We start from the raw sequence: 24,353 nt of genomic DNA, 5'->3' as shown, positions 1-24,353 counted from the left end.
GGCTGTGAAGGATTCGAACCTTCGACCAATTGGTTAAAAGCCAACTGCTCTACCGACTGAGCTAACAGCCCCCTTGGTATAACTAACATCTTAGCTTGAATAACTTACTTACTCGGTAAAGATGCCCTCAAACGACTGTGTCGCTCTGAGGGCGCCTATAATACCTTTTTCATCTTCGCATGCAAGTGCAATTTTACCATTTCACCCTGTTTGCATGAAAAACAATCTAAGAGATTGTTTTCTGAATAAATCAGCATCAAAGTGATGAAAGTTGCTGCACAGCAATTCTTGCAGCTGCGCTATTAGCATATTCCTGAGTAACTTTTTGATAGTAAGCCTTTGCTTTAGCCTTATCGCCAGTTTTCTCTGCAATCATGCCAAGCTTGACTAAACTTTCGCCACGCTTACCCGAATCTTTGTATTTTTCAACAACCGTCGTAAATGCTTTAGCAGCGCCAGCAAACTCACTCTTATTATAGAGAAGCTGCCCTAACCAGTAATTTGCGTTAGGCGCATAGCTCGAATTTGGGTAACTTTCAATAAATTGAGCGAAAGCCGGAATAGCGGCCTCATACTTTTTATCTTTCAATACCAAGTTTACAGCTTGCTCATAGCTCGCTGTTTCACCAAGGCTTGAAGAAACGGTTGATGCAGAGTTGGGAGTATTAACGGCAACTGGCACGGCGGGTTTTGAAGAAAGATTAGCAATATCTTCATATAACTGACGCTGCCTTTGTAGCATCTGTTCTATTTGATAAGACTGCTGTTCACTCAAACCTCGTAGATCCAATACTTCCTGCTGCAAAGTTTCTAAACGCTGCTGCATTTGAAATTCGCTTTGTTGCTTAGCTTTGATGACTCGTTCTAAACGAGCTACTCTATCATCTGTAGAGCCACCAGCAATATCCTCAACAGGAGCAGGCGCTGCATATGCAGAACCTACTACAAGGAATATTGCCGCTGATAAAACGGCGTGTTTCATAGGGTAAGCCTTTTGCCTGTAATATTAATAAACAAGCACAGCGCGACGGTTTTTAGCAAAACCTTCATCGCTACGAGTGAAATCCATTGGCTTCTCTTCACCATAACTTACAATACTCATTTGGCTAGGTTGTACACCCATGCCTTGTAAGTACTTAGCAACGGCTTTCGCTCGGCGCTCACCAAGTGCGATGTTATATTCTGGTGTTCCGCGCTCATCTGCATGACCTTCAATCATCACTCGAACATTTGGGTGTTCAACCAAGTAGTCACCGTGAGCCTCTAACACTTCCGCAAACTGCTGAGAAACTGAACTACGGTCAAAATCAAAATAGATAATGTGTTCTTTTCTCAACTCTTGATACTTAAGGCGTTGCTGCTCTGCAGGAGTCAATACTGGCGCTACACCACCAGTTTCTACACCATTGTTTGCATATTCACTCGATGAAGATGACTCTGTTGAACTCGTTGCATCTGTTTCAGACTCAGAAGTCGAGCTACACGCGCTGATAGCCATAATAGGAAGTACGACTAACATGGCTTTAAATAGCTTATTCAGATCCATTTTTTAAATCCTTAATCTTTTTAGTTAGAGAAATGGTGACCAAGATGGTGATTTAACTTCACCCTGCCCAACTGGCAATCTTGCTTTAAAACGTCCGTCCATAGAAACCGCAGCTAATACCTGCTTACCTTGGTAGGTTGTTCCGTAAATAACCATGGTGCCATTTGGCGCCACGCTTGGTGATTCATCTAATCGCGTGCTGGTTAACACTTGCATAAAGCGAGTTTCTAGATCCATACGGGCAATATTGAACTTACCATTGGTGCGATTAACAAAAATAATGCTACGTCCATCAGGTGAAATTGAACCACCAAGATTCCACTCGCCTTCGAAGGTCAAACGGGAAATCTTACCTGAGTCTAAGAATACACGATATAGCTGAGGACGACCGCCTCGCTCAGAGGTGATAAGTAATGACTTACCATCAGGGAACCAAGATGGCTCAGTGTCAATCGCATAATGGTTAGTAATACGCTTAATGGCTTTAGTGGCGATATCTACCACATAGACTTCAGGTTGACCATCTTTTGAAAGCGTAACCGCTAATTTTTTACCATCAGGTGAAAAAACGGGCGCGCCATTAATACCATCAAAGCTGGTCACCTTAGTCCGCTGCTGAGTATAAATGTTTTGTACATAGATCTCTGCTTTACGGTTTTCAAAGCTAACATACGCAAGACGTTGACCATCTGGAGACCAAGAAGGTGACATTAATGGTTCTGGAGAGCGCAGTAGCATCTGTTCGTTATAACCGTCATAGTCACTAATCATCAACTTATAGGGTGACTTCTCTCCGTGATTAACAACGACATAGGCGATACGAGTTAAGAATGCACCACGAATACCGGTAAGTTTTTCATAAACAACGTCACTAATTCGGTGGCCATATTGACGGAACTGCGCCGCTGTAATAATGGTTTCACGACTATCAATCACTAAATCCTGCTTAGAGATAGAATCTGACTGAAGCTGCGCTTTTACTAAGTCAATTAACTCAAAGCTCACTAAGTACTTATCAGCGCCATAAGGCTTTATCGACCCCATAACAACCGCTTCAGCAGGTTGAGCCATCCAGGCTGACACATTAAATTGTGCCAAAGTACTAATGCCACGCTGCGGCAAGCTCAGCTCATCGGCTGGGCTGAAAGTACCACTTCGAGCTAAGTCAGACATCACAACATCAGAGATCTGTGATGGCATAGGACCTGTGCCCTGCCATACAAAGGGTATGACGGCGATAGGTCTCGCAACATCAACGCCTTCGGTGATGACAATATCTAATGCAGCCTTTACAGGCATGCTGCAGATCAGCAAGCTTGTCAGCAACCATTTTCCCAAATTTTTCATATGGATCCTTTAATTGAACTCAGGTTGAACTGTTAAATTAATTTCTTTTAGCTTGTTATACACGTCAGGCTCATTCGATACTGGCAGCCTGCCTGCTTTATTAATCGCGGCTTTTGCAGCGCGGCAAACAACGCTATCGCCATCGAGTGTTTGGCTTGCAGTAACAAAACCATCATTTGCTAAGCGAATGAAGACTCGGCAACTCTTTCCTCGCATCGACTCATCAACCACTAAATTGCGCTGAATAGTTGCTTTAATCATCGAGGTATAACGCTGCACCTCAGTCATGACTTGCTTATTACGAGTCTGAGAAAGTGCCGCTTGCTCGGCAGCCAATGCTTCTTGCATCATTTGCTCTTGCTCGCGCCTAGCTTGTTCTTCCGCTTTGCGCTTACGCTCGGCTTCAGCTTTACGTTTGCGCTCATCCTCAGCTTTTTTAGCCGCGGCCTCTTCAGTTTTGCGTTTATCCGCTGCTTTTTTTGCGGCTTCCTCAGAGGCTTTACGCTCAGCTTCTTTTTGCTTGCGATCAGCTTCAGCTTTAGCTGCGCGTTCATTCTCTTGCTTTTGCTTTAACTGTGCCGCTTTTGCCGCATCAGCTGCATTTTTAGTTTCAATCTCTTTTTGCTTACGTTCTTGCTCAAGTCGCTTAATTTGTGCCTGCTCGCGTTCACGCTCTTTGCGTGCTTCACGCACACGTCTATCGGCTTCATCTTGGCGCGCCTTTTCTTTACGCTCGGCCTCACGCTTTTCAGCTTTTAGCTTCTCAACATGCTCAGCGACCCTTTTCTGGTCGATAACCACAGCCTGAACCGCCGGCGCACTCGCTTGAGGCTGCACTTTAGGCTTTTCTGAAAAATCCACGCCTAAAATGAGAATAATTATCACGCCAATATGAATTCCAGCTGAAATAGCAACTGGAAGGGTTAAATCTGATTTTGCCGCCACTTATTTATCCTCCGGCGAATCTGTCATTAAACCCACTGACGGCACACCTGCGCCTTGTAGCGTCACCATTAATTGAATGACTTTCTCATAAGGAATTGAACGATCAGCTTTCACAACAACGGGGCGCTCAGGTTCTAGCTGAATAATCGCACCAACACGCACTGCGACTTCATCCAAATCTAGCGCCTCTTTAGTACTAGAACTGCCCACATCTAAATAATACTCGCCCATCGCATCAATGGATGCGACCACAGGCGGTTTACTGTCTGCAGGTAGAGACTCGGCTTGCCCTTGAGGTAAATCAACTTTCACCCCCTGGGTAACAATTGGCGCGGTAACCATAAAGATGATCAACAGTACCAACATCACATCGATATAAGGCACCACGTTAATTTCAGCAACAGGGCGACGGCGCTTCCTTTGGTAGCCTTGATGCATTATGCCTGTTCCTTCTCACTGTATGCTTGGCGATGCAAAATACTTGAGAATTCTTCCATAAAGTTGGCATAAGACATTTCAATCTTTTCAACTTGTGTCGAGAAGCGGTTATAAGCGATAACGGCTGGAATCGCAGCAAAAAGACCCATTGCAGTAGCAATCAAGGCCTCTGCAATACCTGGGGCCACCATAGCAAGCGTCGCATTTTCTACTGCGCCCAGTGCGATAAAGGAGTTCATGATCCCCCAAACGGTACCAAACAGACCGATATAAGGACTCGTTGAACCTATGGTTGCAAGTAAAGGTAAGTGAGTTTCAAGCTTTTCCAATTCTCGTGACAATGACACGCGCATCGCACGGTAGCTACCATCCATCACAGCTTCGGGCACTCGACCATTTAATTTATTTAAACGAGCATATTCTTTAAAGCCGGTAACAAACAATGTTTCAAGACCGGTATTGCTGTCTTGCCTTGCTGATAACTCTTGATAAAGCTTGTTGAGATCGACACCTGACCAAAATTTATCTTCAAACTTCAGCGCATTGTTTTTGGCAGCGGTAAGTAATTTACGGCGCTGAATAATGACCGCCCACGAGGCGATAGAGAGACTAAGCAAAGTCAACATAACAAATTTAACCAGTAGACTTGCTTGTAAAAATAATCCAATAAAAGAAATATCAGCTTCCAACTTTAAACTCCTGCGCAATATTTTGGGGAATAGCTCGAGGTCTCATTCGTGATAGCGCGATACAAGCGACTAAGATTTCTGCTTCGCAGTATACTTCACCTTGCTCGTCTATTAAGCGTTGCTCAAATACCATTGAGACTTTCTTAAGTTGTATGACCTTGGTTTCTACAATAAGGTTCTGTTCAAAACGCGCGGCTTTACAAAAATCTAATGCTGCACGTTTAACGATAAACGCAATGTCATCTTCTAATAAAGCGGTTTGTTTCACTCCCATCGCACGTAACCATTCGGTGCGGGCGCGTTCAAAAAACTTTAGGTAATTTGAATGGTAAACAACACCACCAGCGTCAGTATCTTCATAGTAAACCGAAATAGGCCAACGAAACATAAACGATAATCGCCAATCAATGAGATAAAATAGAGGCCTACTATACCTAGCCAGTATGCAATTGTGAATCGCCATATGTGATATGCGATGCGCTTCTTCATAAAATTTTGTTAATCATCTTAAACGATTGTTGCATAAGCGCCCAAGCCGGCTGTACACGGAACAGGCAGCAAAGCGTGACCCAATAAAAAAAGGAAGCCGAAGCTTCCTTTTTAATGACAATAAAAAGACTTATTTGCCTATCTGCGCCGGAACCTGAAGGCCAAAGTTATGCCAAAGGAAACTATAGATATCGGCGAACTCATCAATCTTCATCGAGGTCGGTTTACCTGCGCCATGACCCGCCTTTGATTCAATGCGCATAATCACTGGCGCATCGCCTTGCTGCTTGTCCTGCATTAAGGCACCAAACTTAAAGCTATGAAGTGGCACTACGCGATCGTCATGATCGGCGGTCATTACCATAGTGGCTGGATAAGCTTGCTCTTTAAGATTGTGATATGGAGAATAAGCATAAAGTGCCGGGAACTGATCAGCATTATCAGCACTTCCGTATTCACTGGTCCACGCCCACCCAATGGTGAATTTTTGGAAACGCAGCATATCGAGAACGCCGACAGCTGGCAGTACAGCAGCAAATAGCTCTGGGCGCTGCGTTAGGGTTGCGCCCATCAATAAGCCTCCATTACTGCGACCATAAGCGCCTAGCTTAGAAGAATTAGTATAATCTTGATCAATCAAGTACTCAGCAGCGGCGTAGTAGTCATCAAATACGTTTTGCTTTTTATCGAACATACCCGCCTGGTGCCAACTTTCGCCGTATTCTGCCCCACCTCGCAAGTTTGGCACAGCATAAACCCCGCCCATATCCATCCATGCAATATTGGCCGGACTAAAGCGCGGCGTCAACGAGATAGCAAACCCACCATAGGCATACAGCAGAGTTGGGTTTTGGCCATCTTTTTTCAACCCGTTCTTATAAGAGATCATCATCGGCACTTTAGTACCGTCTTTGCTGGTGTAAAAAACCTGCTCAGAGGTATAGTCACTCGGGTTAAAAGAAACTTGAGGCTTAGAGTAAACAGTTGACTCCCCAGTGTTAAAATCAAACTTGTAGGTTGTTTGAGGCTGGGTGTAACTATTGAAAACATAGTAGAAGTAATCTTTACTACGCTTGCCGTAAGGGCCTGCGATTTTACCTTTACCCGGTAGCATAACATCTTGGCGCTTATCACCATTCATGCTGTAAATAGTCAGTTTGCCCAACACGTCGTGCAGGTAACTCACCACCATATGGTCATTAATAATCGCGATGTTGCTAATCGGGTCGCTAAGTTCAGGAATAATCGTCTTCCAATTATCTTTAGCGCTATTATTCACATCAATGGCAATCACTTTACCGTTCGGAGCGTTGTAATCAGTTTTGAAATAGAACACTGACTTATCGTTACCGATAAAGCTATATTCAGCCTCTAAGTCAGGAATAAGCTCAATAACTTCCGCTTGAGGTTCTTTCAGTGACTTATAGAAAAAGCGATTTCGGCTATCTGTACCTTGTGAGATATACAGTAGTAGGTAATCGCCGTTTTCAGAGACTTCGATACCAAAACCCCAATCTTTATTCTGCGGTCTTTCGTAAACTAGCGTATCTTCACTTTGCGGCGTACCAATTTTATGAAAGTACACTTTCTGATTAAAATTCACATCAGCCAGTGCATTACCGCCCGCAGGCGCATCATAGCGTGCATAATAAACTCCAGTGTTATCGTGATCCCACACCGCACTAGAGAACTTTATCCAATCAAGCTCATCTGTAAGCTTCTTTCCAGTGGCAACATCAACAAAGTGCCATGCCTGCCAATCAGAACCTGACTTAGATACACCGTAGGCTAATGTTTTACCGTCATCGCTTACCGATACGCCTGACAATGCAATAGTACCGTCGTCAGAAAAAGCGTTAGGATCGAGCGCAACCTTAGACTTACCATTCGCATCAGTGACATACAGCACTGACTGCGCCTGTAATCCATCATTGCGGTAATAAAAAGTATTACTGCCTTTTTCGAATGGCGCTGAAATTTTCTCATAATTCCAAAGCTCAGTGATACGATCTACAATCGCTTGCTTATTTTCAATATTTGCTAGGTATTCTTTACCTGCTTGTTGCTGCTCGCTCACCCACTTTGTGGTTTTCTCAGACTCAACCTCTAAGTACCGATAAGGATCGGCAACTTGAACGCCATGGATCGTTTCTACAACACTGTCTTGGTTTGCAGTATTGGCACTAGCTGTATTGTCTGGTGTAGGTTGTGACTGGCAACCGACGATGGCTATCCCTAAACCTATAGCCAACAAATGCTTTTTAGTTAAAATTGAATGAATTCGCATTTTGTATCCCTGATTAACTGACTCTTTTAAAATGAGACTTTGTTGTTGTCGTTATGCTTTCTTTACTTCGCTTTTAATTAGCCTATTTTTAATAGACTGATTAATTAGAAAGTCTGACTTTATCTTTTTACTTAACGCCCTTTTCTCTGCGCACTATACAAACTAAAAAAATACATCGCAAAGTTTGTTTAACCATTATTGACCGCTCACGAACAATTCCATTGTTAATAATTTAGCAACATTGATGAATTAAATATCATGCGAAACTGACAGGAAATTGTGACCAATCACTCAGTATTGCTGCTATACGTACCTTTTAGCAGCAATCGCACACACCACCAGCATTACTAAAACTAATGAGTAACTCTAATTATTCTAGTTTGTCACTCTACATGTCTGGCTCTATAATTCGTCTCGTTTCCAGGAAGTGTCTGCCTAGCAGATTCGGAAACAAAGAACTCTTAAACTTTGGTGGTTATCCACGGAAGTTATATCCCTGGTTCTTATGCTTGACTTCCTTCCTTCAATTTGTTGATTGCAATGATTTATTTTTGCGGCCCGCTTACATGTAAGCGGGCTTTTTTTTATGCAAAATTTGGCGCAAACAACCTTGTTCCTCAAATATTGTCCATAAAAAAGCCCAGCAATTAAGCTAGGCTATTGTCCAACGTCAATGACGTTATAGCGGTTTACTTATTCTAATCACAACCCGGCGATTGCGAGAACGTTCATCTATCGTTTGATTCGACGCTACATGTCTTCTTTCACCATGCCCCATTGTATGGATCCGGCTTTGTCGAATGCCGCTAGCGACAAACAACTCTTTCACAGAATCGGCACGCTGCTCAGACACGTTTTGGTTAGCACTGCGTCCGCCATAACTATCGGTATAAGCATCAATCAGTACTAAGTCTACATTCTTATCATAAGCTAAATACTCTTGCACTCTAGCTATCTGTGACTTGGCATAACGAGTGAGTTCGGTGCCACCTGACTCATAGGTTAATACCGTAAATGCAATATCTTCAAATGAATAAGGTAATAAAGAAGATAAGCACGACTTAAACTCTGAGTACTGACGTCTAAAATTCACCGCTGATAGTCCTACCGCTATTTTGTTTGACTCGTTATACCAATCGGCATAGTAAAATGTCGGCTGCATGCCACTTTCAAGTTCGGCCAGCATTGACCAAGCAGCATTGCGCGGTACTTCACCACTGAAGTATTTTTGATAGGTTAGCTCAGTGATCTCTTTCGACAATACGCCAGGACGCCAAGCTGGCGCCATACTCACTAATTTAGCCTGAGTCACTTGATCTGGTTTAACCCACATATCGAGGCTGAAATTTAAGTTATGATCTTTGCCAGCGTAACTGGTAAATACTGCTTTGCCATAAGAGGGGATATCGTGTTCAAGACGACACATCACCGGATTATTGCCGCTCAGACGCCACTGCGACTCTTCTAAAGAAGCCACATATTGCCTTAAATCTGCATTGGCAGAAAAAGGGAGTAACAATAATGATGTCAAAATTACCCAAAGCCGCATAAATTAACTCTCTAAATTCGTATCACTATTCTCTATCGGCAAAGATTTATCTTTCTTTAGCCTATAAAACAAGCAAACGAACATGACAGTGATCCTCACTTGCAGCATAATAGCCACTTGCACATTTTTGGGAAATTTTAATGACAGACGCTTTCGACCCTAATTTATTGAAAAACCGCTTTCGAGGGTATTTCCCAGTGGTCATTGATGTTGAAACCGCAGGTTTTAACGCAAAAACTGATGCGCTATTAGAAATCGCAGTCAGTATGCTAAAGATGGACGATGAAGGTGTTCTCAGTCTTGATAAGACATTACATTTTAATATTGAGCCATTCGAAGGGTCAAACCTTGAGCCTGAGGCATTAGCATTTACCGGTATTGATCCAACTAACCCACTGCGTGGTGCGGTCAGTGAAAAAGAAGCATTCTTAGAGATCTTTAAAGAAGTTAAAAAAGCACAAAAAGCTGCGGGTTGCCATCGCAGTATTATTGTTGCTCACAATGCAGCCTTCGACCATGGTTTTGTAACCCAAGCAATTGAGCGAAATGCGCTTAAACGCACTCCGTTTCATCCATTTGCCACGTTTGATACAGCAGCTCTTGCGGGGTTAGCGATTGGTCACACTGTACTAGCAAAAGCCTGCACTATGGCAGGGATAGCTTTCGATAATCGTGAAGCTCACTCGGCTTTATATGATACAGAGCGCACTGCAGAACTATTTTGCTTAATCGTAAACCGCTGGAAATCTTTGGGTGGTTGGCCTTTTATAGCTGATGAAACAGAAGTAGAAGCCGAACCTCAGGAAACAGTTGAGCCTTAAGGTTTCATTATACGAAACGCTGAGTACCACTCAACATGGTTCTGATAAAATAAAAAAGCTGCGATAATCGCAGCTTTTTTTATGCTTTAACAACTTACAATTTCGTTATAAATTAACGTTATAAGTTATAGTGAATCAGCATTGTCTGTTAGGTAAGAAGCTACGCCCGCAGGGCTTGCGTCCATACCTTTGTCACCCTTTTCCCAACCCGCTGGACACACGTCACCGTGCTCTTCGTGGAAGTGAAGTGCATCAACCATACGGATCATTTCATCAACGTTACGACCTAGTGGTAGATCGTTAACCACTTGGTGGCGAACTTGACCTTCTTTGTCGATAAGGAAAGAACCACGGAATGCAACACCCGCTTCTGGATGCTCAACATCGTATGCTTTACAGATCTCATGCTTAACGTCAGCAACTAGCGTGTATTGAACTTGGCCAATACCACCCTTGTCTACTGGCGTGTTACGCCATGCGTTGTGAGTGAACTGAGAATCGATTGAAACACCGATTACTTCAACGCCACGCTTCTTGAATTCATCCATGCGGTGATCAAAAGCAATTAGCTCTGATGGGCACACGAAAGTGAAATCTAGTGGGTAGAAGAATACTACGGCAGTCTTTCCTTTAATTGCTTCAGATAGGTTAAAGGTATCAACAATTTCACCATTACCTAGTACTGCAGCAGCAGTAAAATCAGGGGCCGGACGGCCGACTAATACGCTCATTTTATTTCTCCATCTATGGATTGCTAAAAACGCTTTTCGTTTTAAATCTAAAGGCATTATAGGCAGTGTTTTGCTGCAGACAAGCTATTTGAGAGCAATATCACTTTTTTAAATGATTATTCCGTTAACTCGGTACTACCCGGTCATCTTAACCTTATATTTAACGCTGATATTCACACTTTGTTTGCATATTAAGCTACAGCTAATTCACAACTACGTTTGAATTCAAGATATCCGGCATAGATACTGGACATAATGCGTGTTAACAGGCAAAAATGGACGCAACTTCAAATATAAGAAATAGATTAATCATATTATGAATGCTGTTGTCATCGCTGTATGCCTAATGTTAGGCCTCAGCTTAGCTAGAGTTAATATCGTCATTGCACTCACAATCTCAGCACTCGTTGCAGGACTTGTTGGGGGCATGGATCTTCATCAAACGGTCGCAGCTTTTAATACTGGTCTTGGTGGAGGCGCACAAATAGCCTTAAGCTATGCTCTGCTCGGTGCTTTTGCCGTTGCCTTGTCGCATTCAGGTCTTACAACGTTAATTTCAAATAAGGTCATTAGTTTATTAGGCAAAGAGCAAAATAGTACCAACAACAACCGAGTTCGTTGGGTGTTACTATTAACGATTCTATCGATGGCTATCGCCTCGCAGAACATTTTGCCGATCCACATCGCGTTTATTCCTATTTTAATCCCGCCGTTACTGCATGTAATGTCTAAGTTAAAAATGGACCGTCGTTTAGTAGCCTGTGTGCTCACCTTCGGTTTAGTGACAACCTACATGGTATTACCTGTTGGCTTTGGCGGCATCTTTCTCTACGATATTTTGCTCACAAACTTAAATAGCAATAACCTGCTGGCGGTGAGAGAGCAAGTGGCTCCTGCCATGATTATTCCTGCACTCGGAATGGTGTTTGGTTTATTGGTAGCCGTCTTTATAAGCTACCGTAAGCCTCGCGAATATCAAGAAGAGCAAATTCTAGCTGCTGAACCAGAAGAGGGTCTAAATAAACGCAATATAGTGATTGCTGTGATTGCTGTTGTATCAACCTTAGTTGTGCAGCTATATACAGGTTCGATGATTTTTGGTGCCTTGGTCGGCTTTATCGTGTTTAGTTTTTCTGGTGCACTTAAGCATGTCGCAGATCAAGATATCTTCAATCAAGGCGTACGCATGATGGCCAACATTGGCTTTATCATGATATCTGCTGCTGGTTTTGCCGCTGTGATTAAGGGGACTGGTGATGTTGCTAGTTTAGTTGAGATTATGAATACGGCGATTGGTGATAATAAAGCCTTAGCTGCATTCCTAATGCTACTGGTTGGTTTGCTTATTACAATGGGAATTGGTTCATCGTTTTCAACCATTCCTATTATTGCCGCTATCTATGTGCCTTTAGCGATGAGTTTTGGTTTCTCTATTGAAGCAACGATTGCCCTTGTGGGTACAGCGGCTGCTCTTGGTGATGCAGGCTCACCAGCATCGGAGTCAACCTTAGGCCCAACAGCAGGTCTTAATGCCGATGGTCAGCATGACCATATGAAAGACAGCGTTATTCCAACCTTTATTCATTACAACATTCCATTGTTAGTGTTTGGCTGGGTAGCGGCAATGGTGCTGTAATTTCAACGAAAACTTTAGCACTCAGTAAAAGATAAAAACAAAAAAGGAGCCATTCGGCTCCTTTTTATTGTTCGCTGATTTAGTTAGGTGATACTCAGACCATCTTAACTGGTGACGATATTAATACTTATTTAGTACCAAAAATCTTATCACCCGCATCACCAAGACCTGGCAAGATATAACCTTGCTCGTTTAGGCAATCATCGATAGAGGCAGTATAAAGCTCAATATCTGGATGTGCTTTCTCAAGCGCTGCAATACCTTCAGGCGCAGCAACAAGAACTAATGCTTTAATCGCTGTACAGCCGCGCTCTTTTAGTAGGTCGATTGTTGAAATCATCGAGCCACCAGTTGCAAGCATTGGATCAACAACAAGCGCAATACGTGAAGGCATGTCGCTAGCTAGCTTTTCAAAGTACGGCACAGGCTCTAGTGTCTCTTCGTCACGGTAAATACCCACAACAGAAATACGTGCACTTGGTACGTGCTCAAGAACGCCATCCATCATACCAAGACCAGCACGTAAAATAGGTACTACAGTAACCTTCTTACCTTTAATCTGATCAATTTCAACTGGACCATTCCAACCATCAATCGTTACTTTTTCAGTTTCAAAATCAGCCGTTGCTTCATATGTTAGTAGACTGCCTACTTCTGCCGCTAATTCGCGAAAACGCTTAGTGCTAATATCACCTTCGCGCATTAATCCAATTTTATGACGGACTAAAGGGTGCTTAACTTCAACGACTTTCATCTTGTTCTCCTGATTTTCTAACGTATTTGTCACGGTAAATTTTATCGATTCTAGTAGATTTGTTCATATAGGAAAACTTAAAGTTTCAAAAAGGCGGTAAATCGTGACCTCTGTCGCTAAGTTAATTGAAAAACTTACCTTTCGACGCTACTCACAAGCTGATAGAATAGCGCCGCGTAAAATCCAATAATAATCGATACCCGTACCCGAGAGGATCTCCGTGAGCACTCCTACTACCCCACTAAGCTATAAAGATGCAGGCGTTGATATTGATGCCGGAAATGCACTAGTTAACAACATCAAGTCAGCAGTAAAACGTACCCGCCGTCCAGAAGTTATGGGCAATCTAGGTGGTTTTGGTGCACTTTGTGAGCTACCAACTAAGTATAAGCATCCAGTACTGGTTTCTGGTACTGATGGTGTTGGCACTAAGTTACGTCTTGCTATCGACTTTAAAAAGCACGATAACGTCGGTATCGACTTAGTCGCCATGTGTTCAAACGATCTTATCGTTTCAGGTGCAGAGCCACTGTTTTTCCTTGACTACTATGCAACGGGCAAACTTGATGTTGAAGTTGCTACAGCAGTAGTTAAAGGTATTGCAGAAGGCTGTGTCCAATCAGGCTGTGCACTTATCGGCGGTGAAACTGCTGAAATGCCAGGCATGTATGAAGGCGATGACTACGACCTAGCAGGATTCTGCGTTGGCGTTGTAGAGAAAGAAGAGATCATCGATGGCACTAAGGTGCAAGACGGTGACGCTCTTATCGCGCTAGCTTCAAGCGGTCCTCATTCAAATGGTTTCTCACTAATCCGTAAGGTATTAGAAGTGAGCAAGGCTGATCCAGAACTTGAACTTGCTGGTAAGCCACTAATAGACCATTTATTAGAGCCGACTAAAATTTATGTAAAATCACTGCTTAAATTGCTTGAACAACATGATGTTCATGCAATGTCGCACATTACAGGTGGTGGATTCTGGGAAAATATCCCACGCGTATTGCCTGATGACTGTAAAGCAGTGGTTAACAGCGACTCTTGGCAGTGGCCTGTTGTATTTAACTGGTTGATGGAAAACGGCAACATTTCTGAATTTGAAATGTACCGCACCTTCAACTGCGGCGTTGGTATGGTTATCGCCCTACCAGCAGATAAAGTCGATTCAGCCTTAGATTTGCTAAAAGCAGAAGGCGAGAACGCATGGTTAATCGGAAACATTGCCAAGCGTAACGGCGAAGAAGAGCAAGTGGAGATCCTGTAATGCCCCAGAGTTGTCGCGTTTTAGTATTAGTTTCAGGTAATGGCAGTAATTTACAAGCTATTATTGATGGCTGTGATGATAATCTGCAAGCCGACGTGATTGGTGTGATAAGTAATAAGCCCGACGCCTATGGATTGGTTCGCGCCCATCAAAATGAGATTGATACCAGCTGCGTGATAGCTCACACAGGCGAAACAAGACAAGAGTATGACGCAAGGCTACTAAATGCGATTGAAAAGTACCAACCCGACCTCATCGTGTTGGCTGGCTTTATGCGTATTTTAAGTGATGAATTCGTTCAGCGTTTTGAAGGCAAGATGGTTAACATCCACCCTTCTCTCCTGCCTAAATATACAGGTTTACACACTCATCAACGTGCGATTGATGCTAAAGATTCAGAGCACGGCGCTAGCGTACACTTTGTGACGCCAGAGCTTGATGCTGGCCCTGTGATCTTACAAGCTAAAGTGCCTGTTTACGAAGACGACACAGCAGATACTTTAGCTGAACGTGTTCATGAACAAGAGCATGCCATTTACCCGTTAGTGGTTAAATGGTTCAGTCAAAACCGACTCGCAATGGTCGATGGCTCAGCGCAACTTGATGGTCAAACATTAGCTATCAACGGCTACGCTGCCGACTAGTCAGTATCGATAATTGAACGTCGTAGAAAAAGGTACCGAGAGGTGCCTTTTTTATTAACTGTGTCTTGTCTTAGAATGTTTTTTCTCAAACTTATTAATGCCCTCACTATATCGAGCACGCTCTAGAGTGATAGTGAGACTTTTGCAAGCACCTTTACACCAACTCATTCCACACCTCGGTTACATCGACCTTAAATCAAATATGTATATGTTCATCAACATGCCCTCAAATATCATAGAATTGGTATCTGACTCACCCGCCTTGCTAGCTTTTCTGTCTCGTGAACTAGCCGCACTAAAATTTTTCAGTTCCATTTTAAACGACGCAAACATCTGTTACTCTGGTTCGCTCAATAAAGGTAGGCAACTAAACCTACAAATTCAGATATTTAATCTATAATCGTTACACAAAGTTATTTCGTTAAAATTATATGTAACACCTACATATAGCTTACACATTAAACCACTATCATATAGACAACCTAGGCTGAGTTCGTTTTGATAACATTCAATGAGTGGCGTCATAAAAGTCTGCTGATATGGCAGCATCAGCGTTATAAGCTCAGTGCAATCACTGTACTGCTTAATAGCTTGTTAATATTTAGCACTGTTTACGGCATGTCAGATCAGCTCTTTAACCCGCAGCAGATCTCACACCTTGCAGATATTAACTTTACAGTACTCACTAACGCACCTTGGTTTATGCTTGGGGTGTTTTTACTGCTAAATTCTATTGGTTTATTATTTCGCGCGCGCGTCGCCTGGGTAATGAGCCTTGTACTGCTACTAACAACCTTAGTTTTCACTTTACATTACTACTCTCACCTCCAATTCAATATTGCTTTTTGTTGCTTCAGCATAATCTTATTATTGCTCTTGAGTCGGGATTTTAATCGCAGTAGTGCAACCGCCGCAGGTATTGTCTCTGTCATTAGTTTTGTCATTTTGATCATCTATTCGACTTACGGTAGCTTGTATTTTGGTGATGGATTTTCGCCCAAAATAACAGACTTAAGTACGGCATTTTATTTTGCTATGGTAACCATGACCACTGTAGGTTATGGCGATATCTTACCCGTAACGGAAACCGCACGACTCTTTACTATTTCGATGATTATTGCCGGGATTGCCGTATTTGCAACGTCAGTGAGTACGATTTTTGGCCCTTTCATTAGCAATGGTTTAAACAAACTTATACAAGGGAAAAAACACACCATGAAAAGAGAGGATCACTTTATTGTATGTGGCACTTCCGCCATGGCGACCAATACCATTATTAAGCTGCATCAGCGAGGCTTGGCGGTCACCATTATCACTGTAAGACCCAGTGATGAGTTTGAAATAATTGAGCAAAGCCTTGAAGGTAAGTTTGATATTATCTCTGGAGATAGCAGCGATACAGCCGTGCTTAAACAAGCTGGGTTAGAACAATGTCGTGCCATTTTGGCCCTAACGGATAATGATGCCGACAATGCCTTTATCGTTTTATCGGCGAAAGACTTAAGTGCCAAAGCTAAAACAGTCATCATAGTCAATGACAGTAAGAATCTAACTAAAATTCAAAGAGTTCAACCAGACGTATTACTGTCACCACAACTATTTGGTAGTGAAGTACTAGCGCGAATGCTAAATGGTGAAGCGATGGATAATAATGATTTGGCAGAACTGTTACTCAATTCTGCACACGGTATACCCTCTAAGAATGATTTATAGCACTGTGCTAAGCAGTAAGGTTTGTGACTCGCCACTGTAGCTTTCAGCCTCACTCTTTTGTGTTATCAATACAGTATATAACTAAAAAACCCCAAGTAGAGGCTCAACTTGGGGTGCTATCCTGGGGGCTAGGCTTTACCTCATTTATAACCTTTAGCAAGCGTTTAGTAATTGATACTGTACTCCAGCGCCAAGCGGCGTCCGTAACCTGAAAACTGACTTCGGTACTGCTGCCAAACAACCTCTTTGTTCATTTGTGAAACCAACGGCTGGTAGTCGGTATTGAGCAAGTTATCAATACCGAAGGTAAAGCGCCCAAAGTCAGTATCAAGAGTTGAAATAAAATCAACCAAGGTATATCCCTCGTATGGTGATTCGTAGTAACTGTATCCCGCATCACTTTCTTGGTTGTTTTTGTTCCTATCGCCGACATAATTGGCCTGTAAACGCATTGATGCCATATCGTTGAAACGGTAATCCCCATAAATCGAGGCCTTAATCGGTGTAATTCTGGTGCCATTCATCCAGTAATCAATGCCCGTTTCACTATTGGTACGTTTACCTTCAGACATGGACACTGTAGTACCAAGCTTAATTGCTTGGTTAATTTGGTGATCGAGTGTCGCTTCAAAGCCCCAAATTTTTTCATCGGCAACAATCACCGCCGCGACTCGCTTAACGGCTAGTGCATCGACATTATAATCATACGCATATCCATCTTTTATATCTGAATAGAAAAATGACAAACTTCCTTGCACGCGTTCACTGTCATAACGTAAACCGGTTTCATAGTAGTTAGTTTGCGTTGCTGGAATTTCATCTGAAAACTCGGCCACACTGTCTACCGGCATGTCTCTAAGCATACGCATATCGGCATGAGAATAACCTTGCGAGAAACTAGCAAAAATATCGGTGCTATCGGCAATACTATAGACTAGACCGAGATTAATCAGAGGCTTGTCATAAGTTAAGGTGTCGCCCTGTTTATCTGACAACACACCTTTTTTGTAACGCTGATAATCTGGCACTTCAATTTCAAAGTTTTCGTAACGCAAACCAAGCTGCAAGGTGACATCATCAGTTAATTGCTGCCAGTACTGAGCAAATGGGCTTAGTTTAGTCTCGGTTAAATCACAAATGGAACAAACATATTGTGATTGCATTAGTACACTACCTTCGACATTGGTCTCTGTCATCACATCACGGTCTCTGCCCTGCTCCGTATTGTCACGGCCATATTCAATACCGTAGGCCAAACGACTTCTATCGTTAATTGTCCACTGCATCGCCGCTTTAAAGCCACTGCGCTTAGACACTATTTCAGACGCGGATTCATAGCCAACATTCACCTTACTGTAATAAGTAGAGAGACTGAGTTGTTGATCTAGAAAATCATCATGCTCATAGGTGAGTTGCACTGTGCTAAGTTTAGTTTTTGGGTTCGCACCGCTATATGGGCCACTTTTATCAATCTCTACTAGGCCATTTTCATCATTTACACTGCGTTTATAATGCAGCTTATTTTCGATATTATAATGATGTGCCAACAAGGCTAAACGGCTTGAATCGAATTCTTGCTCAAGCTTAAATAACAGATCATATTCATCTGCATCCCCCATGCCGCCTTGGCTATTAGGTGCGCCGGGTAATTGATCCCCATCAGCATCATACAGATTACCGCGATCTTTACCTGATAGGTTAAGTAAGTAGCCCAGATCTGAATCTGTTGTGCCCGAAAAGCGTTGTGAAATGCTATAACCTGCATCAGATAATTCATCAGCAAAAGCCTCGACCCCAACACGAGTTTGCATCTCAAAATTCAAAGTAGGTTTTTTGGTGTTCACATTGATTATCGCGCCAGCCTCACCGTTACCGTACATGGCACTTGCGCCTTTTATCACCTCAATGCTTTCAATAACGTCAACCGAAATTGATTGTAGATCTCGACCACCTGCACGCAATGTCGTTGAAATCAGCACTCCGTCAATCATCACTATCGCTTTACCGCCGCGAAAGTTCTGGCCGAAAGTCGACATTGTTTCTGTGCTTGGTGAAAAACCTGGGACGAGGTTTGAGATCATTTCAGACAGGTTACGCGCAACAACACGCTGCATGTCCAACTCTTGCTCTGTGACAATAAAAACAGAATTAGGTGTATCACTTAACTTTTGTGCAAATGGTGATGCGGTTACAACAATATGCTCCATATCCTCAGATTGATTTGATCCCTCTTTACTCTGCTCAGCCCAAACCGAAGTGGCTGCCAAAGTACTCAATACTGCTAACCCTAAAATACTTAATTTCACATGTCTCTCCATAATTAAATGCGAATGAATACTATTAACATTTAATTGCAGGTGACAACGAACTTACACAATATTTACAAAGGTATCAGGCTGGTCCAAAACTAACTAAAGATGAGGTGAGATGTTATTTCGATAACTTTAGTCTATGAACTATGAACTATGAACTATGAACTATGAACTATGAACTATGAACTATGAACTGCAGCAAATCGCTTTTATGCTGGGGGCGATATTGAAAAGTAACATATCGCGTTAGGGGGATTACCCAACGCTGATATGCTACTTACTCGTTGATTGAGTCTATAAAACCTTTTTGATACTGTTACTTAACTTCAACAATATCACCAGGCTGCCAACTTTTATCAAACCAAGGTTCCAGCGGGCCATAGAGGCGCAATAAGATAAACCAACCTTTATTCGGTACAGTCTGGATCCAATTGTTCTCTTGGCCTTTGGGAGCCTCTGGCGCAAAATAAATATCAACCGAACCATCTGCATTTTGTTTTAAATTATCACGCTGATTATTCCGACTAGGAAATGGCTGTCCAGTCTGTAATTCTGAGCGGGTTTGAGTATCGTATGCCACCACCGACCAGAAGTTTTTCGCGGGTACATTCGCGGGAATGGTTAACTTATAAGTCTTACTGCCGTGTAAATATGCAGCATCTTTTGACTTATCTAACATGGCATATTGTGAGCCTTTACCAATCAACTTTAATGCCATTGCAGGCGTATTCACTGTCGCCATATAGAAGAAATAAGTACGCGCATCAAGATTACGCCCCCCCTCTCCATCATCAATTAACCAGCGATAATCACCGCCAATAAAAGCAGTTTTCCAAAGTCTATTAGGGTAAATATAAGTTGCCTCATCCCTTGGCTGGAACATCAAAGCTCTTGCTGTTGCATTACCGATGGCGACACCATCAGTGAGTAGCGCAGTCATGTGATCATCAGGTGCAAAAGGCTTGCCTTTTTGTATACCAATACTGGCCATCAACCCTCGTAGCTGTGGCTCTATAAACGAGACTGGCTCCTTTTCTAATACAGGATGGATCTCTTTAAAAAAGTGGAAAGTGTTAGCATGAATGGTATTAAATACCAGGCCACTACCTGATTTAAAAACCATTTTTGGAGGCTGGTTTTTCTTAGCAAGTGGATAAATTTTAAGGTACTGCTCAAATGACTCAACAGCAGAGTCCGTCTTGTCGTCTTTTAGAAAGCCTCGCGCAATAAACCAGTTGGTATAACTCGTTGACTCAGATACAAAATACCCCTTTGGCACGTCACCTTTATAGCCTGGTGGTAAAATAAGGTATTTTCCCCCTTTGCCTTTGTCAGGACCTACAATCCCCATATCCGTAACGTACCTAAAAAAAGCGTCATTGACCGTTGTTGGCCCCATTCCTGCGGGAACCTCCACCACAGTCGGCCCATCGCGCTCAAGATCTAAAAACGCAGAGGCATAAACGGTGTCAGTATTACCCGTTAAGAAAAGCGAATTTGAGTCCATCAACTTATTAAACAGTAATACTTGATTAGATTGCGTTATTCCAAGATCCATATGACCAATTCTTAACGCTTCTAGAGAAGCCATCGGGATCGCATTTAAAAATGTTTCCGTCGCGCGAATGGTATTAAGATTATCATAGACTTTACGGCTAGTTTCCACTGTCGGTGCACCATCATGAAACTCTAAAGTACCTATGCTCGTTTCGACCTTGTTAGGCGTCATAATGCTTTGGGGGATCTTGTGGTTATAGCCTGGAGTCGGTGTTTCTGCTGCAGCTAAACGGGTTGACCCCCCTAGCAGTAACGCTATAGACACTGCCACCTTGACTGACCTGAATATATTACTCGCTTTCATTGGCTTCCTTATTTATACGTCATCATATTCCTTTACCTACCAGCCTAATATGTGTTCAAGATTTGGTCAACATAAGCAGCGTTAGTTTCTTTTATGTCAGTGCGTTACTGACATAATCTCTTCGGCTACAGTCAAATAAACCAAAGCATATAATCGCAATAAATCAGTGGAATTCTACAAAGCTCACTAAAAGTTTGGTAAAAGCATTGTTTTTCAACTCCATTTAGCATTAGATAAAGCTCAGTTATTCGGCAAACTAATATGAAGTAAGAGAGTCAAATGAAAAATGTTATTTGCGATATCGATGGAGTGTTACTGCACAACAATCAGCTTATTCCTGGTAGTGATAAGTTTATTCACCGCATAGTCGAACAAGGTAACCCTCTCGTAGTGCTGACCAACTACCCAGTACAAACAGGTAAAGATCTGCAAAATCGCCTTGGCGCCGCAGGAATTCAAATACCTGAAGAGTGCTTTTACACCGCTGCCATGGCGACCGCTGACTTTCTCAAACATCAACAAGGTACTAAAGCCTTTGTGATTGGCGAGGGGGCATTAACCCACGAGCTGTATAAAGCAGGCTTTACCATCACCGACATCAATCCAGACTTTGTGATCGTTGGCGAAACGCGCTCCTACAACTGGGATATGATCCATAAGGCGGCTAAGTTTGTTAGCGAAGGCGCACGTTTTATTGCGACGAATCCCGATACCCATGGCCCAGATTTTAGTCCTGCTTGCGGTGCATTATGTGCCCCCATAGAGCGGATCAGCGGCAAAAAGCCATTTTATGTTGGTAAACCCAGCTCTTGGATCATTCGCTCAGCACTAAACCATATAGGTGGGCATTCAGAAAACACCGTGATCATCGGTGACAATATGCGCACCGATATACTTGCAGGCTTTCAAGCGGGACTTGAAACCATCCTGGTAACGAGTGGTGTTAGCTCTTTAAGCGATATCGATAAAGAACCATTTAGACCCAATCATATCTTTAATTGCGCTGGGGACATCGACGTTATCTAACTGTGTAAGCACCTAAGCGCAGGGCGATTAACCGGTTTTGACTGGTTTAGCGGCCCAGCGCGCTACTCATCTAAAGTTGAATCTAAAGTTGAATCTAAAGTTGAATCTAAAGTTGAATCTAAAGTTGAATCTAAAGTTGAATCTAAAGTTGAATCAACTTATAACACCGGCGTTTATAGCGCAATATTAAGTAACATTTTAGCGAATAGATTATCACTTAGCCCTCTTGCCATTGAGGGCTAATTTCCTCCATCATGCCTCTCATTAACGAAAAAAGTCTAAAACAACAATAATAGGACCACTTCATGCGTTCAATTTTCTCAGTCTGCGCACTCTCGATGCTCAGTGCCTGTAGTCAACACCCAGCTAACGTCAATAATCCAGCCGACGTCACTTTCGACGAAAGCCGTTTCCGCCAAGATATCAAAACCCTCGCCTCCGATGAATTCGAAGGTCGCGCGCCCACCACTAAAGGTGAACAGCTAACTTTAGATTACTTAAGTGATGCCTTTGCTGAAATGGGGCTTAAAAAACCTAACGGAAAAGATTATCTACAAGCCGTGCCTATGGTGACCTACACAGCATCTGAGCAACAATCCATTCGTTTAGGTGACTTACCACTGAAGTATCGACAAGACGTTGTACTGGGTAGCCGTCACGATGTTGCAAACATCGATATCAATAATGCGCCGCTGGTTTTTGTCGGCTATGGCATTCATGCTCCCGAATATCAATGGAACGATTATCAAGATTTGGATATGAACGGGAAAATTGCGGTGATCTTAGTTAATGATCCCGGCTTTGCTCTGCCAGACTCAGATCTGTTTAATGGTAAGGCCATGACCTACTATGGTCGCTGGAGTTACAAGTTTGAAGAAGCGAGCCGCCAAGGTGCGTTAGGCGCTATCATCATCCATGATACAAAACCGGCCTCTTATCCTTGGTCAGTGGTAGAAAATAGCTGGACCGGAGCTCAGCAAGATCTTGTTCGTAGTAAACAAGAACAAAAGCAACGAATAAAGGTTGAAGGCTGGATCACCTATCGCGTTGCCAGCCAGCTATTTGAAAACGCGGGGTTGTCACTGAACACTGTGTCAGAACGTGCAGCCGCAAGCCCTATTAACCTGCCACTTAACCAAACTGCATCAATTGCGTTTGAAAACAAAGCGCAATATGCCAATAGTTACAATGTGGTGGCAACGTTACCGGGTAACAGCCGCCCAAATGAGCATATTTTGTTTAGCGCTCACTGGGATCATATTGGTATCGATACCAGCAAAGATGGTGACCAGATCTATAACGGCGCACTTGATAACGCCTCTGGCACGGCAGGGATCCTTGAAATTGCACGGCAGTTTGCCAAGCAAGCTAATAGCGGCAACCCCCTTGCCCGCTCCGTGACATTTGTGGCGACAACGGGTGAAGAGCAAGGTCTACTCGGTTCACGATATTACGCATCAAATCCCGTTTATCCACTCGATAAAACCGTTGCTGTATTTAATCTAGACAGCACCAATATCTATGGCCGTACCAGTGATTACACTATCATTGGCAAAGGGAAATCTGAGTTAGAGAACTATCTTGTTGATGCCTTAAAAACCCAAAACCGGATTGCGATAAGAGAAAAATATCCGGAGTCTGGCGGTTTTTTCCGCTCTGATCACTTCAGCTTTGCCAAAGAAGGGGTACCCGCTGTATTCGCTGGCGGCGGCAGTCAGCCAATAGATGAGGCCACTGCACAATATAAAGCGGCCATGAAACTAAAAATGAAAGGCTGTTATCACAATGTCTGTGATGAATATCGTGAAGACTGGGATCTATCTGGCGCCCTCGAAGATTTAGCCATCTATTACCAAGCAGCAACTGAGTTAGGCAACAACAATGACTGGCCAGGGTATTTTAAGGGCACAGAATTTAATGCGCTGCGCCCAGCCAACGATACCTTAGAGCAAGCCAGTAAATAAATTAAATATCGATTGAGTGAATTGAGCGATTAGACACAAAATCTTTAATCACTTTAATTAAGGCAGTACCAATTAACATTTTACCCATTTGAAGGTTTTCAACCAGCCGACTTGCCACCCACTTGTCGGTTTTTTTTGCCTACCTAGGAGTGATTTTTATCAAACCTAAATTTAAGCTTTTAACCACATCATGCTAAAACTGAGCAGATAATCCCCAAAAATGCCGGATTTTCCAATTAATTTGCTCAATTCACTTTAATTTAAATGGCATTACCGTATATCCAATCAAGCTTAACAATGCCCCATTCAAATTGCGGATAAAACAAGCCAAAAGCCTTTA

The 24,353-nt window shown here is 42.8% G+C and carries 20 protein-coding genes; 7 read left to right on the top strand and 13 right to left on the bottom strand.

Annotation, left to right across the window (positions count from 1 at the left end; all coding sequences use genetic code 11):
- Nucleotides 1–256 precede the first annotated feature (256 nt).
- From ybgF to ACVBIO_RS15130, 9 genes are all read right to left on the bottom strand, one after another.
- A complete protein-coding gene (ybgF, locus tag ACVBIO_RS15170; protein ID WP_447162605.1) occupies nucleotides 257–982 on the bottom strand; it encodes a tol-pal system protein YbgF in 726 nt (241 codons plus the stop codon).
- Nucleotides 983–1,006: 24 nt separating this feature from the next.
- Nucleotides 1,007–1,546 carry a peptidoglycan-associated lipoprotein Pal gene (gene pal, locus ACVBIO_RS15165; RefSeq protein ID WP_447162606.1) on the bottom strand — a complete coding sequence of 180 codons (540 nt, stop codon included), beginning with the start codon at nucleotides 1,544–1,546 and terminating at the stop codon, nucleotides 1,007–1,009.
- 24 nt (nucleotides 1,547–1,570) lie between these two features.
- Nucleotides 1,571–2,893: a Tol-Pal system beta propeller repeat protein TolB gene (tolB, locus tag ACVBIO_RS15160; protein WP_447162607.1), complete on the bottom strand. Its 1,323-nt coding sequence runs from the start codon at nucleotides 2,891–2,893 to the stop codon at nucleotides 1,571–1,573.
- Between the two features lie 9 nt (nucleotides 2,894–2,902).
- The gene (gene tolA / locus ACVBIO_RS15155; protein WP_447162608.1) at nucleotides 2,903–3,838 is read right to left on the bottom strand and encodes a cell envelope integrity protein TolA; all 936 of its coding nucleotides are present in this window, start codon (nucleotides 3,836–3,838) and stop codon (nucleotides 2,903–2,905) included.
- Nucleotides 3,839–4,276: a protein TolR gene (gene tolR, locus ACVBIO_RS15150; RefSeq protein WP_447162609.1), complete on the bottom strand. Its 438-nt coding sequence runs from the start codon at nucleotides 4,274–4,276 to the stop codon at nucleotides 3,839–3,841.
- Complete coding sequence (tolQ, locus tag ACVBIO_RS15145; protein WP_447162610.1) at nucleotides 4,276–4,965, bottom strand: protein TolQ; 690 nt, start codon at nucleotides 4,963–4,965, stop codon at nucleotides 4,276–4,278. The genes tolR and tolQ overlap by 1 nt, the downstream gene beginning before the upstream one ends.
- The gene (gene ybgC / locus ACVBIO_RS15140; RefSeq protein WP_447162611.1) at nucleotides 4,955–5,353 is read right to left on the bottom strand and encodes a tol-pal system-associated acyl-CoA thioesterase; all 399 of its coding nucleotides are present in this window, start codon (nucleotides 5,351–5,353) and stop codon (nucleotides 4,955–4,957) included. The genes tolQ and ybgC overlap by 11 nt, the downstream gene beginning before the upstream one ends.
- Nucleotides 5,354–5,584: 231 nt before the next feature.
- Complete coding sequence (locus tag ACVBIO_RS15135) at nucleotides 5,585–7,741, bottom strand: prolyl oligopeptidase family serine peptidase (protein WP_447162612.1); 2,157 nt, start codon at nucleotides 7,739–7,741, stop codon at nucleotides 5,585–5,587.
- Between the two features lie 679 nt (nucleotides 7,742–8,420).
- Nucleotides 8,421–9,290 carry a flagellar protein MotY gene (locus tag ACVBIO_RS15130; RefSeq protein ID WP_447162613.1) on the bottom strand — a complete coding sequence of 290 codons (870 nt, stop codon included), beginning with the start codon at nucleotides 9,288–9,290 and terminating at the stop codon, nucleotides 8,421–8,423.
- 140 nt (nucleotides 9,291–9,430) lie between these two features.
- Between ACVBIO_RS15130 and rnt the strand changes: the two genes are divergently transcribed.
- Entirely contained in the window at nucleotides 9,431–10,111 is a 681-nt protein-coding gene (gene rnt / locus ACVBIO_RS15125; protein WP_447163374.1) for a ribonuclease T, read from the top strand.
- A gap of 125 nt (nucleotides 10,112–10,236) precedes the next feature.
- Here rnt and ACVBIO_RS15120 read toward each other — a convergent pair whose 3' ends face one another.
- A complete protein-coding gene (locus tag ACVBIO_RS15120; RefSeq protein WP_012155800.1) occupies nucleotides 10,237–10,842 on the bottom strand; it encodes a peroxiredoxin in 606 nt (201 codons plus the stop codon).
- Nucleotides 10,843–11,158: 316 nt separating this feature from the next.
- Here ACVBIO_RS15120 and ACVBIO_RS15115 point away from each other — a divergent pair, with 316 nt between their 5' ends.
- Complete coding sequence (locus ACVBIO_RS15115; RefSeq protein ID WP_447163375.1) at nucleotides 11,159–12,478, top strand: Na+/H+ antiporter family protein; 1,320 nt, start codon at nucleotides 11,159–11,161, stop codon at nucleotides 12,476–12,478.
- A gap of 127 nt (nucleotides 12,479–12,605) precedes the next feature.
- Here the strand turns inward: ACVBIO_RS15115 and upp are convergent, their stop codons facing one another.
- On the bottom strand, nucleotides 12,606–13,232 hold the full coding sequence (upp, locus tag ACVBIO_RS15110; protein ID WP_447162616.1) for a uracil phosphoribosyltransferase: 627 nt from the start codon (nucleotides 13,230–13,232) through the stop codon (nucleotides 12,606–12,608).
- A 220-nt stretch (nucleotides 13,233–13,452) separates the two neighbouring features.
- Between upp and purM the strand changes: the two genes are divergently transcribed.
- The 3 genes from purM (at nucleotide 13,453) to kch (ending at nucleotide 16,850) form a co-directional block, all read left to right on the top strand.
- Nucleotides 13,453–14,493, top strand: coding sequence for a phosphoribosylformylglycinamidine cyclo-ligase (purM, locus tag ACVBIO_RS15105; protein ID WP_447162617.1), 1,041 nt, complete (start codon nucleotides 13,453–13,455; stop codon nucleotides 14,491–14,493).
- Nucleotides 14,493–15,137: a phosphoribosylglycinamide formyltransferase gene (purN, locus tag ACVBIO_RS15100; protein ID WP_447162618.1), complete on the top strand. Its 645-nt coding sequence runs from the start codon at nucleotides 14,493–14,495 to the stop codon at nucleotides 15,135–15,137. The genes purM and purN overlap by 1 nt, the downstream gene beginning before the upstream one ends.
- Nucleotides 15,138–15,635: 498 nt before the next feature.
- Nucleotides 15,636–16,850, top strand: a complete 1,215-nt coding sequence (kch, locus tag ACVBIO_RS15095) for a voltage-gated potassium channel protein (RefSeq protein WP_447162459.1) — start codon at nucleotides 15,636–15,638, stop codon at nucleotides 16,848–16,850.
- Nucleotides 16,851–17,014: 164 nt separating this feature from the next.
- Here kch and ACVBIO_RS15090 read toward each other — a convergent pair whose 3' ends face one another.
- Both ACVBIO_RS15090 and ACVBIO_RS15085 read right to left on the bottom strand, forming a co-directional pair.
- Nucleotides 17,015–19,156, bottom strand: a complete 2,142-nt coding sequence (locus ACVBIO_RS15090; protein WP_447172928.1) for a TonB-dependent receptor — start codon at nucleotides 19,154–19,156, stop codon at nucleotides 17,015–17,017.
- A gap of 322 nt (nucleotides 19,157–19,478) precedes the next feature.
- Nucleotides 19,479–20,990 carry a DUF1254 domain-containing protein gene (locus tag ACVBIO_RS15085; RefSeq protein ID WP_447172927.1) on the bottom strand — a complete coding sequence of 504 codons (1,512 nt, stop codon included), beginning with the start codon at nucleotides 20,988–20,990 and terminating at the stop codon, nucleotides 19,479–19,481.
- Nucleotides 20,991–21,302: 312 nt separating this feature from the next.
- Between ACVBIO_RS15085 and ACVBIO_RS15080 the strand changes: the two genes are divergently transcribed.
- Together ACVBIO_RS15080 and ACVBIO_RS15075 are read left to right on the top strand one after the other, a co-directional pair.
- Entirely contained in the window at nucleotides 21,303–22,049 is a 747-nt protein-coding gene (locus ACVBIO_RS15080; RefSeq protein ID WP_447162456.1) for an HAD-IIA family hydrolase, read from the top strand.
- A 305-nt stretch (nucleotides 22,050–22,354) separates the two neighbouring features.
- On the top strand, nucleotides 22,355–24,013 hold the full coding sequence (locus ACVBIO_RS15075) for a M28 family metallopeptidase (protein ID WP_447172926.1): 1,659 nt from the start codon (nucleotides 22,355–22,357) through the stop codon (nucleotides 24,011–24,013).
- The last annotated feature ends 340 nt before the right edge of the window (nucleotides 24,014–24,353 follow it).

The organism is Shewanella sp. 0m-8 (genome assembly GCF_052977265.1).
Note: the sequence above shows the minus strand (reverse complement) of the source record. Positions and strands in the feature narration are given on the sequence as shown.

Bases quoted from the DNA above. Each gene is read 5' to 3' on its own strand.
- ybgF (WP_447162605.1), bottom strand. From the start codon at position 982: ATGAAACACGCCGTTTTATCAGCGGCAATATTCCTTGTAGTAGGTTCT.
- pal (WP_447162606.1), bottom strand. From the start codon at position 1,546: ATGGATCTGAATAAGCTATTTAAAGCCATGTTAGTCGTACTTCCTATT.
- tolB (WP_447162607.1), bottom strand. From the start codon at position 2,893: ATGAAAAATTTGGGAAAATGGTTGCTGACAAGCTTGCTGATCTGCAGC.
- tolR (WP_447162609.1), bottom strand. From the start codon at position 4,276: ATGCATCAAGGCTACCAAAGGAAGCGCCGTCGCCCTGTTGCTGAAATT.
- ybgC (WP_447162611.1), bottom strand. From the start codon at position 5,353: ATGTTTCGTTGGCCTATTTCGGTTTACTATGAAGATACTGACGCTGGT.
- ACVBIO_RS15135 (WP_447162612.1), bottom strand. From the start codon at position 7,741: ATGCGAATTCATTCAATTTTAACTAAAAAGCATTTGTTGGCTATAGGT.
- ACVBIO_RS15130 (WP_447162613.1), bottom strand. From the start codon at position 9,290: ATGCGGCTTTGGGTAATTTTGACATCATTATTGTTACTCCCTTTTTCT.
- rnt (WP_447163374.1), top strand. From the start codon at position 9,431: ATGACAGACGCTTTCGACCCTAATTTATTGAAAAACCGCTTTCGAGGG.
- ACVBIO_RS15120 (WP_012155800.1), bottom strand. From the start codon at position 10,842: ATGAGCGTATTAGTCGGCCGTCCGGCCCCTGATTTTACTGCTGCTGCA.
- ACVBIO_RS15115 (WP_447163375.1), top strand. From the start codon at position 11,159: ATGAATGCTGTTGTCATCGCTGTATGCCTAATGTTAGGCCTCAGCTTA.
- upp (WP_447162616.1), bottom strand. From the start codon at position 13,232: ATGAAAGTCGTTGAAGTTAAGCACCCTTTAGTCCGTCATAAAATTGGA.
- purN (WP_447162618.1), top strand. From the start codon at position 14,493: ATGCCCCAGAGTTGTCGCGTTTTAGTATTAGTTTCAGGTAATGGCAGT.
- ACVBIO_RS15080 (WP_447162456.1), top strand. From the start codon at position 21,303: ATGAAAAATGTTATTTGCGATATCGATGGAGTGTTACTGCACAACAAT.
- ACVBIO_RS15075 (WP_447172926.1), top strand. From the start codon at position 22,355: ATGCGTTCAATTTTCTCAGTCTGCGCACTCTCGATGCTCAGTGCCTGT.